Source organism: Paenibacillus sp. P4_A7, from assembly GCF_056402455.1.
This window is the reverse complement of record NZ_JBFUHJ010000713.1, coordinates 1-1,758: the sequence shown is the minus strand read 5'-3', so window position 1 is coordinate 1,758 and position 1,758 is coordinate 1. Positions and strand designations below refer to the sequence as shown.

The 1,758-nt window shown below is 36.0% G+C and carries 2 protein-coding genes; both read right to left on the bottom strand.

Translation table 11 applies throughout. The annotated features are described in order from the left end of the window. On the bottom strand, positions 1-753 hold a 753-nt coding region (locus tag AC1DWN_RS33300; RefSeq protein WP_477563112.1), incomplete at its 3' end, for a glycosyltransferase family 2 protein. A gap of 18 nt (positions 754-771) precedes the next feature. Continuing rightward, a partial coding sequence (locus AC1DWN_RS33295; protein ID WP_477563111.1) for a glycosyltransferase family 1 protein occupies positions 772-1,758 on the bottom strand: 987 nt, incomplete at its 5' end.

Here is a 1,758-nt window from a genome sequence, read left to right as displayed (position 1 = left end):
ATGTATAGCTTCTCTTAACTTTCCTTTATAGGTTGGTGAATAAGTCATAGCAACTTTTCTAAAAAAAGAGAATCCTCTAGGATTTTTTTTATACTGCTTAATGATATTCATACTTGAACCATCAGGCATATATTCTACGAAACAGAGCACCTCGTTCATAATTAGTAACGGGTACTCTTGATCAATAAGAATATACTTATAAGAAAGTGGACAGTATTTTTCACCATGAAATATGGGATAAGGAGGAAACTGCTTCGTAAGCTCCGATCGATATACTAACTTCTTATCCCCCTTCACCTTATGCCTCTCATAAAGGCCCGTTAGAGTAGACTTTTTCAAATTTCCGGGCATAAACGTTCCAATCACTTCTCCACTAGGTGCTGCGTCCAAGCCTACGATTCCGGCATAATGACTTCCTCCTTCCTTCCTCCAGAATGTAGTTATTTTTTCTACAGCATTATCGGCCAAATAATCATCGGAATCTATACAAATATTAAGTTCTGTTTCAATGAGTTCGTACGCTGTGTTATGTGCGCCATGCATCCCTATATTTTCTTGATAATGATACTGTATGGGGATTAGAGCATCCTGCATCCATTCCGCAACGAGCTCTTTTGTATTGTCTGTTGAACCATCATCAATAATTAACCAGACAAAATCTTTACATTTTTGGCGTTGTAGGCTTTCATAGCATAAGTGCAGTGAATATGCTCTGTTGTATGAAGGAGTAAATACAGTTAACATCGGTTTCACTAATTTTCCTCCTTATCTCTAATCCGCTATGGCAACCTGATCTATATAATAATCAGAAAGCCAATCTGCCATAGTCGTTGTATCGTAACCATTTCTCCGTAAAGACACCGAAGTATCCTCATGTTCATAGGTTGTATTTATTATTCTTTCGGACCARTATTCAGCAGATTCCTTTATACTTACAAATTCGATTCTGCCTGTTACATCTGTTTCTGTTGTAATTCGATCAGAAACTAAACACCTCAAGCCAGCAGCTTGAGCTTCAATCATGACTACTGGTAGACCTTCGAATAAGGAAGGAAATAAAAATAGATCCATTCCTTGTAATAACTTAGAAATATCAGTACGAACACCTAGAAATCTTACACTATCCAATAAACCTAACTTTCTCACTTTTCTTTCAATCACTGGTCTTAAATGTCCCTCTCCAACAAGGACAAGTAGAGCATTACTGTTTTTATCATGCAATTCCTTAAAAATATCAATTAGAAAATCATGATTTTTTTGCTCGTTAAATCTCCCAACATGTCCAATGACCAATCGGCCATCAGCACTCCATTCTTTTCTTATATCTTTTCTAATTGCTTGATTAAATGAAAATTCACTTACATCAACTGCGTTATTTAACACGATCAAATTCTCAGATTTGATTATTCTCTTTCCAAACAACCACTGTCCTGCCTGTTTCGAACAGGCGAAAAAACTATTAGGGTTATTTCTCATCGATAACCTTGCATACATTCGAAATGGCAACTTCACATCAAATCCAAGATCACTTAAATGACTATGTATTATGCGACTTGGAACACCCGCCTTCTTCGCCGCTCTTAAAATAAAACTGCTGTTTTCGTTAATATGAGAATGAACCACACGATATTCTGGATGTTCAACAAAAAACATATCAAGAAGTTTGAAATACTTTCTATAATTTCCAGGTCTTATTTGAGGCATTTTATAAATTCTTCCACCCATTTCAATTATCTCTTGATCATAGTGGCCTTCTTC